Source organism: Streptomyces coryli (genome assembly GCF_011044975.1).
Lineage (GTDB): Bacteria > Actinomycetota > Actinomycetes > Streptomycetales > Streptomycetaceae > Streptomyces > Streptomyces coryli.
Genome location: NZ_JAAKZV010000292.1, coordinates 1 through 9,086, shown reverse-complemented (window position 1 = coordinate 9,086; position 9,086 = coordinate 1). Strand labels below are relative to the sequence as shown.

Here is a 9,086-nt window from a genome sequence, read left to right as displayed (position 1 = left end):
CCCTCCAGGTCGCCGCCGTAGTCACCGGCCACGTCCTCGGTGTCATCGCCGCCCACGACCGCTCCGTCCGCCTCTTCCCACCACACCGCGCCGTCGCCGGCCAGCTCCCCCTCCTCATCCTGATGATCTGCTACACCGTCGCCGGCCTCGCCCTCCTCCTCGCCTGAGGCATGATGAAGCGGATGCCGAGCCACCCGACCCCGACCCCGACCTCCATGCGCCGCGTCCCCGTGCAGCAGCGCAGCGCCGAGCGCCTCGCGCGGATCCTCGACGCCTGCGCCGAGCTGCTCGACGAGGCCGGTTACGAGGCGCTGACCACCCGCGCCGTCGCCGAGCGGGCGGGGGTGCCGATCGGGTCCGTATACCGGTTCTTCGGCAACAAGCGGCAGCTCGCCGACGCCCTCGCGCACCGCAATCTCACCGAGTTCACCGAGCGCATCGAGCGCGGCCTCGAGGACCGCGAAGGCTCCTGGCAGGCCGTCATCGACGTGATGCTCGACGAGTACGTGGCGATGAAGCGCACCGTCCCGGGCTTCGTGGTCGTCGACTTCGCCGGCAACGACCTCGTAGCAGAACACCTCACCGAACTCCTCGCCGAGCACACCGGGCGCAACCCCGAGCTGCTGCGCCGCGCCGGGCGCGTCGCCATAGAGGCCGCGGACGCGCTCCTCCAACTCGCCTTCCGCGACGCCCCGCAGGGCGACCCGGCCCTCATCGCGGAGACCCGGACGCTGCTCACCGCATATCTGGCGCAAACACTTACGCACGACCCCCTCGCCGACGCCCGACACGTCGGTTAACGTCCGAATAGCGGTTGCCGCCACCACCCACCTCGTTACGTACGAGTAGTTCATCTACAGCCGGATTGCCCCTACTCCGGCCGTGGAAGTCTCACTGCATCGCCATGCCCCACCTCGCCCACATGAGTGAACGCGCGCAGGAGCGGCCATGCCCATGCCCCGGCATTCGTCTGCTGAGCAGATACAACTAGCGCAGAGCCGCAGTACAAAACGCACCACAAGGTCCCAACCGGGCACTTCTGCATGCCCGGACCCCAACGTCCTTCTGCAGGTGATCACATGATCGGCCGGATCCCGGTCCTGGACGTCCACCCCGCCGTCGACTGCGGGCGCCGACCCGCGAAGGCGGTGGTGAACGAGACATTCCAGGTGACGGCGACCGTGTTCCGCGAAGGGCACGACGCGGTGGCGGCCAACGTGGTCCTCACCGACCCGGCCGGCCGCGCGGGCCCCTGGACGCCGATGCGCGAACTCACCCCGGGCACCGACCGGTGGGGCGCCCACGTCACGCCGGACGCGGAAGGCCTGTGGTCGTTCGCCGTCGAGGCCTGGGGCGATCCCATCGCCACCTGGCGGCACCACGCCAAAATCAAGATCCCGGCGGGCATCGACACCGATGTCGTATGCGAGGAGGGCGCGCTGCTGCACGAGCGCGCGGCCGCCGGCGTGCCCAAGGGCGCGGAGCGCGAGGCGGTGCTGCGGGTCGTCGACGCGCTGCGCGACCCGGGCTGGCCGGTCGCCGAGCGGCTGGCCGCCGCGCTCGACCCGCACCTGCTGGAGGTGCTCGCCGAGCATCCGCTGCGCGAGCTGGTCACCACGTCCGAGCCGGTGCGGCTTCTCGTGGAGCGGTCGCGGGCGTTGTTCGGTTCCTGGTACGAGCTCTTCCCCCGCTCCGAGGGCGCGGTCGTCGCCGAAGGCGCACCGCCGCGCAGCGGCACCCTGCGCACCGCCGCCGAGCGGCTCCCCGCCGTGGCCGCGATGGGCTTCGACGTCGTCTACCTGCCACCGGTCCACCCCATCGGCGCCGCGTACCGCAAGGGCCCCAACAACTCACTCTCACCCGGCCCGTACGACCCGGGATCCCCCTGGGCGATCGGCGCGGCGGCCGGCGGGCACGACGCGATCCATCCCGATCTGGGCACGCTCGATGACTTCGACCACTTCGTGGAGACCGCGCGCGGGCTGCGCATGGAGGTGGCGCTGGACTTCGCGCTGCAGTGCTCGCCCGACCATCCGTGGGTCGACAAATATCCGGAGTGGTTCCACCATCGCCCGGACGGCACGATCGCGTACGCCGAGAATCCGCCGAAGAAGTACCAGGACATCTATCCGGTCGCCTTCGACGCCGACTTCGACGGCATCGTCCGCGAGACGCTGCGGGTGCTGCGGCACTGGATGGACCACGGCGTACGGATCTTCCGCGTGGACAATCCGCACACCAAGCCGGTCGTCTTCTGGGAGCAGGTGATCGCCGACATCAACGCAACCGATCCCGACGTGATCTTCCTCGCCGAGGCCTTCACCCGCCCCGCGATGATGCACACCCTCGCCAAGATCGGCTTCCAGCAGTCCTACACGTACTTCACCTGGCGCAACGAGAAGCAGGAGCTGACCGACTACCTCACCGAGCTGTCCGGCGACGCGGCCGCCTACATGCGGCCGAACTTCTTCGTGAACACCCCGGACATCCTGCACGCCTACCTGCAGTACGGCGGCCGCCCCGCCTTCGCCGTACGGGCCGTGCTGGCCGCCACCCTCTCCCCCACCTGGGGCGTCTACGCCGGCTTCGAGCTGTGCGAGGGCACGGCGGTGCGGCCGGGCAGCGAGGAGTATCTGGACTCGGAGAAGTACCAGTTCCGGCCACGCGACTGGACCAAGGCCGAGACCGAGGGACTGACGCCCCTCATCACCACGCTCAACCGGATGCGCCGCCGCCACCCGGCGCTGCAGAACCTGCGCTCCCTGCGCTTCCACCACACCGACAACGATCAGATCCTCGCGTACTCGAAGCGCGAAGGGGACGACGTGGTCATCACGGTGGTCAACCTCGACCCCCACCACACCCACGAGACCACCGTGTCGTTGGACCTGCCGGAGCTCGGCGCAAGCCTCGGCCAGGAGGCGGGTACCGAGCCCTTGCCGGTACGCGACGAGCTCACCGGCGCCACGTACTCCTGGGGCCGGGACAACTACGTGCGGCTGGACCCGCACCAGGACCCCGCCCCCGCCCACATCCTCACCATGCGAGCGTGCCGATGACCGTCAACGAACCTGTGCCCGACACCTTCGAGGACACCCCGGCCCGCGACCGGGATCCCGACTGGTTCAAGCGGGCCGTCTTCTACGAGGTGCTGGTCCGTTCCTTCCAGGACAGCAATGGCGACGGCATCGGCGACCTCAAGGGCATCACCGCCAAGCTGGACTATCTGCAGTGGCTCGGCGTGGACTGCCTGTGGCTGCCGCCGTTCTTCCAGTCCCCGCTGCGCGACGGCGGCTACGACGTGTCCAACTACACCGCCGTGCTGCCCGAGTTCGGCGACCTGGCGGACTTCGTCGAGTTCGTGGACGCGGCGCACCAGCGCGGCATGCGCGTGATCATCGACTTCGTCATGAACCACACCAGCGACCAGCACCCGTGGTTCCAGGAGTCCCGCAAGGATCCGGAAGGACCGTACGGCGACTACTACGTCTGGGCCGACGACGACAAGGCCTACCAGGACGCGCGGATCATCTTCGTCGATACGGAATCCTCCAACTGGACCTTCGACCCGGTCCGCAAGCAGTACTACTGGCACCGCTTCTTCTCCCACCAGCCGGACCTCAACTTCGAGAACCCGCAGGTCCAGGAGGAGATCCTGGCGGCGATCCGGTTCTGGCTCGACCTCGGCATCGACGGCTACCGCCTCGACGCGGTCCCGTATCTCTACGCCGAGGAGGGCACCAACTGCGAGAACCTCCCGGCGTCGCACGAGTTCCTGAAGCGGGTCCGCAAGGAGGTCGACGCCCAGTACCCCGACACGGTGCTGCTGGCCGAGGCCAACCAGTGGCCGGAGGACGTCGTCGACTACTTCGGCGACTTCGAGAGCGGCGGGGACGAATGCCATATGGCGTTCCACTTCCCCGTCATGCCGCGGATCTTCATGGCCGTACGCCGCGAGTCGCGCTACCCGGTCTCGGAGATCCTCGCCAAGACGCCCGCGATCCCGAGCGGCTGCCAGTGGGGCATCTTCCTGCGCAACCACGACGAGCTCACCCTCGAAATGGTCACGGACGAAGAGCGCGACTACATGTACGCGGAGTACGCCAAGGACCCGCGGATGCGCGCCAACATCGGCATCCGCCGCCGCCTCGCGACGCTCCTCGACAACGACCGCAACCAGATCGAGCTGTTCACGGCTCTGCTGCTGTCCCTGCCCGGCACGCCGATCCTCTATTACGGCGACGAGATCGGCATGGGCGACAACATCTGGCTCGGCGACCGCGACGCCGTCCGCACCCCCATGCAGTGGACCCCGGACCGCAACGCCGGCTTCTCCTCCTGCGACCCGGGCCGGCTCTACCTCCCCACGATCATGGACCCGGTCTACGGCTACCAGGTCACCAACGTCGAGGCGGCGATGAGCAGTCCGTCCTCGCTGCTGCACTGGACCCGCCGCATGATCGAGGTGCGCAAGCAGAACCGCGCCTTCGGCCTCGGCTCGTACACGGAGCTCACCTCCTCCAACCCGGCCGTCCTCGCCTTCCTGCGGGAGGCGCCGCCGGACGAGGAGGGCCAGGACGACCTGGTGCTGTGCGTGTCCAACTTCTCCCGCCACGCCCAGCCCACCGAGCTCGACCTGCGCGCGTACGCGGGCCGTTACCCGGTGGAGCTGATGGGCGGGGTGCGCTTCCCGGCGATCGGGGAGCTGCCGTACCTGCTGACGCTGGCAGGGCACGGCTTCTACTGGTTCCGACTGCGGCAGGAGTGATGATGAGCGCGAGGGGCACCCGCGAGACCATGCCGCCGGCCCTTGATGCAGCCGCCACCGCGGCCGTCACCCGGCCGCGCACCGCCCCTGATCGCGCGCTCTTGACCTCGCTCGCCCCGCTGCTGGAGGCGTGGCTGCCCGGCAGGCGGTGGTTCGCGGGGAAGGACCGGGCGATCACCGGCCTGGAGCCGGTCTCGGCGACCGAGCTGCTGCCGCCGGGCGGCTCCACGCCCGGGCTTGTGCACCTGCTGATCAGGGTGCGCCAGCCCGGGCCCGTAACGGACTGCTACCAGCTGCTGATCGGGACCCATCCCGCGCTGCCGCCGCGGCTGTCCGACGCGCTGATCGGCACGCCCGAGGACGGCCCGCTGCACGGGCAGGCGGTCTACGACGCGCTGCAGGACCCGCGGCTGTGCTCGGTGCTGCTGGAGCGGCTGCGGCTGCCGGGGCGGCTCGGGCCGCTGGCGTTCTCGCGGGCGCCCGGGGCGGCCATCGACGCGCGGCTGCCGGCGCGGATATTGCAGGCCGAGCAGTCGAATTCGTCCGTCGTCTACGGGGACGCGCTGATCCTGAAGGTCTTCCGCCGGGTGTACGCGGGGGTGAACCCGGACCTGGAGCTGCCGCTGGCGCTGGCGCGGGCCGGGAACACCAATGTGCCGCCGCCGGTGGCGTGGTTCGAGACGGCGGCGCTGACCGGCGAGGACGGGTCCGACGGCGGGCCGGCCACGCTGGGGGTGCTGCAGCCGTTCCTGGCCGGGTCGACGGACGGCTGGCAGCTGGCGCTCGACTCCATCGCGGCGGGCCGCGACTTCGCTCTTGAGGCGCGCTCGCTCGGGCGAGCCACCGCCGAGGTGCATACCGCGCTGGCGGCCGCGCTGCCAGTGACGGTGCTGCGGCGGGTGCAGATGGAGCACCTGACGGCGCTGATGGCGGAGCGGGTCGAGTCGACGGCGGTGGCGGTGCCGGGACTTGCCCCGTACCGGGCGGCGCTGGCGGCCGCGTACGAGGAGCTCGCCGACCTCACCCGCGCGGGCCGCAGCTGGCCCGCCCAGCGCATCCACGGCGATCTGCACCTCGGCCAGGCGCTGCGCACCAGCGGCGGCTGGTCGCTGATCGACTTCGAGGGCGAGCCGGCCCGCCCGCTCGCCGAACGCCGCCGCCCGCAGCCGCCGGCCCGGGACGTAGCCGGCATGCTGCGGTCCTTCGACTACGCGTCCCGTACCGGCGGGCCGGACACCGGCTGGACCCTCGACGAGCAGGCGGCGTGGGCGGCGCGGCAGTGCGCGGCGTACTGCGCCGGTTACGCGGAGGCCGCGGGCGCGGATCCGCGCGACGACGCGGCGCTGCTGCGCGCGTACGAGACGGACAAGGCCGTCTACGAGGTCCTGTACGAGGCCCGCCACCGCCCGGACTGGCTCGACGTCCCGATGGCCGCCGTCCGCCGCCTTGCCGCTCCCGCGGCTGCTCCCCCGACCCCCCGCGACTGAGACTTCAACGAGGAGGCACCACCGTGCCAGAACGCAATCGCGCTCCCGCGCAAGGCGACCGGCCCGCCCGGGACACCACCGCCGGCGACACCGGGCCCGCGCCCGAGCAAGGCGCCGTGCCGGAGGCCCGCGCGGACGCGGCTGCGCACGATGGCGCGGATGCCGCGCAGACGGCGGGCGAGCACAGGACCGCAGCGCCGGACAGCGGCGAGAGCGCCACCGAGCAGCCCGCCGCCCCGGCGGGAATGCCTCCGGCGGAGGGGCGGGACCGGCCGGTTCCGCGGGCCCGGAAGCCACGGGGCGCCGGGGGGACGGCGCGATCCGGCGGGGCCGGCGGGGCCGGCGCCGCGGAGTCCGCCCGTAAGACCACGGCCCGTAAGGCGCCCGCCGCCAAGAAGGCGAGCCCGCGCAAGGGTCCCCGTTCCGGGGAGCCGCAGCCGCCCGCCACGCCGGACACACCGGAGGTGCCGGCCGCGCAGGTGGATCCCGGAGCGACGGAAGCCCCCGCGTCCCCGGACGCGACCGCGTCCTCGCCGCAGCGCAAGCGCGTCGCGGCACCCGCTGCCGGTGCCGGCGAAGCCCCACCGCTCTCCGCAGCGGATCGCGGACGGCTGCTCAACGGCGCCCACCACGACCCACACGCCCTCCTCGGCGCGCACGCCGACCCCGGCGGCGTGGTCATCCGCACCCTGCGCCCGTACGCCAAGGCAGTGCACGCCGTCATCCAGCCCAAGGGACGCGCCGCCCAGCAAATCCCGCTGCACGACGACGGCGACGGACTCTTCTCCGCCCTCCTCCCCCGCAAGCGCACCATCCCCGACTACCACCTGCGCATCACCTACGGCGAGGACGACATCGTCGACTCCGCCGACCCGTATCGCTTCGCCCCCACCCTCGGCGACCTCGACCTGCACCTCATCGGCGAGGGCCGGCACGAGGAGCTGTGGCGGGCGCTCGGCGCGCATCCGACGACCGTCGACGGCGTCACCGGCACCCGCTTCGCCGTCTGGGCGCCCAACGCCCAGGGCGTCCGTATCGCCGGCAGCTTCAACTACTGGGACGCCACCGCGTATCCGATGCGCTCGCTCGGCTCGTCCGGGATCTGGGAGCTGTTCGTCCCCGGCCTCGGCGAGGGCGATCTGTACAAGTTCGAGATCACCAAGCCCGACGGCGGCAAGACGCTGCGCGCCGACCCGATGGCGCGCCGCACCGAGACACCGCCGGACACCGCCTCCGTGGTCACCTCGTCCGCGTACGAATGGGGCGACGACGACTGGATCAAGCACCGCGGCGACCGCCCCGTCCACCAGGCCCCCTTCTCCGTCTACGAGATCCATCTCGCCTCCTGGCGCCCGGGCCTGACGTACCGCCAGCTGGCCGAGCAGCTCCCGGGCTACGTGAAGGACCTCGGCTTCACCCACGTCGAGCTGATGCCCGTCGCCGAGCACCCCTTCGGCGGCTCCTGGGGCTATCAGGTCACCGGCCTCTACGCCCCGACCGCCCGGCTCGGCACCCCGGACGACTTCCGGTACCTGGTCGACACCCTCCACCAGGAGGGCATCGGCGTCCTGATGGACTGGGTCCCGGCGCACTTCCCGCGCGACGACTGGGCGCTCGCCGAGTTCGACGGCCGGCCGCTGTACGAGCACGAGGACCCGGCGCGGGCCGCGCACCCCGACTGGGGGACCCTGGAATTCGACTACGGGCGCACCGAGGTCCGTAACTTCCTGGTCGCCAACGCGGTCTACTGGTGCGAGGAGTTCCACATCGACGGCCTGCGCGTGGACGCGGTCGCGTCGATGCTCTACCTCGACTACTCGCGCGAAGCCGGCGAATGGACCCCGAACGTCCACGGCGGCCGCGAGAACCTCGACGCCGTCGCCTTCCTCCAGGAGATGAACGCCACCCTCTACCGCCGCGTCCCCGGCGTCGTCACCATCGCCGAGGAGTCCACGGCCTGGGACGGCGTCACCCGCGCCACCCACCACGTCGGCGAGTCCGGCTTCGGCGGCCTCGGCTTCGGCCTGAAGTGGAACATGGGCTGGATGCACGACTCGCTCGGCTACATGGCGCACGAGCCGATACACCGCAAGTACCACCACGGAGAAATGACCTTCTCCATGGTCTACGCGTACAGCGAGAACTACGTGCTGCCGATCTCCCACGACGAGGTGGTGCACGGCAAGCGCTCACTGGTCTCGAAGATGCCCGGCGACTGGTGGCAGCAGCGCGCCAACCACCGCGCGTACCTGGGCTTTATGTGGTCCCACCCCGGCAAGCAGCTGCTCTTCATGGGCCAGGAGTTCGCGCAGGGCGCCGAGTGGGCGGAGAGCCACGGCCCCGACTGGTGGCTGCTCGACCCGTCGTACGGGGCGGAGCCCGACCACCGCGGCGTCCGCGACCTGATGCGCGAGCTGAACGCGACGTACCGCGCGACCCCGTCCCTCTGGCAGCGGGACACGGTCCCGGAGGGCTTCGCGTGGGTCGAGGGCGGCGCGGCGGAAGACGACGTCCTCGCCTTCCTCCGCTTCGGCGAAAACGGCACCCCTCCTCTCCTCTGCGTCTCCAACTTCGCCCCGGTAGTCCGCACCGACTACCGCCTGGGCACCCCCGACCACTTCCCGGCCTGGCAAGAAATCCTCAACACGGACGACGCCCGCTGGGGCGGCAGCGACGTAACAACGGCGGACCCGGTAAAGACGGAACACGTCGGCTCCCACGGCCGCCCAACCTCAATCGCCGTAACCCTGCCCCCACTAGCGACGGTGTGGCTGCGCCCGGCATAGCTACTACGCACGACCGAGGGCGGGGGCCCGTAGCGGTGCTACGGG

At 71.2% G+C, this 9,086-nt stretch carries 5 protein-coding genes; all 5 read left to right on the top strand.

Going from position 1 to position 9,086, the window contains the following annotated elements:
* Window positions 1-182 precede the first annotated feature (182 nt).
* The 5 genes from G5C51_RS36670 to glgB all read left to right on the top strand — a co-directional run bounded on the left by G5C51_RS36670 (window position 183) and on the right by glgB (window position 9,041).
* Window positions 183-800, top strand: a complete 618-nt coding sequence (locus G5C51_RS36670) for a TetR/AcrR family transcriptional regulator (RefSeq protein WP_165244317.1) — start codon at window positions 183-185, stop codon at window positions 798-800.
* 279 nt (window positions 801-1,079) lie between these two features.
* Window positions 1,080-3,059, top strand: coding sequence for an alpha-1,4-glucan--maltose-1-phosphate maltosyltransferase (locus G5C51_RS36665; protein WP_165244315.1), 1,980 nt, complete (start codon window positions 1,080-1,082; stop codon window positions 3,057-3,059).
* Window positions 3,056-4,768, top strand: a complete 1,713-nt coding sequence (gene treS / locus G5C51_RS36660) for a maltose alpha-D-glucosyltransferase (protein WP_165244321.1) — start codon at window positions 3,056-3,058, stop codon at window positions 4,766-4,768. The genes G5C51_RS36665 and treS overlap by 4 nt, the downstream gene beginning before the upstream one ends.
* Entirely contained in the window at window positions 4,768-6,255 is a 1,488-nt protein-coding gene (locus G5C51_RS36655) for a maltokinase N-terminal cap-like domain-containing protein (protein WP_165244313.1), read from the top strand. The genes treS and G5C51_RS36655 overlap by 1 nt, the downstream gene beginning before the upstream one ends.
* A gap of 245 nt (window positions 6,256-6,500) precedes the next feature.
* Window positions 6,501-9,041 carry a 1,4-alpha-glucan branching enzyme gene (gene glgB / locus G5C51_RS36650; RefSeq protein WP_165244319.1) on the top strand — a complete coding sequence of 847 codons (2,541 nt, stop codon included), beginning with the start codon at window positions 6,501-6,503 and terminating at the stop codon, window positions 9,039-9,041.
* Window positions 9,042-9,086: the final 45 nt, after the last annotated feature.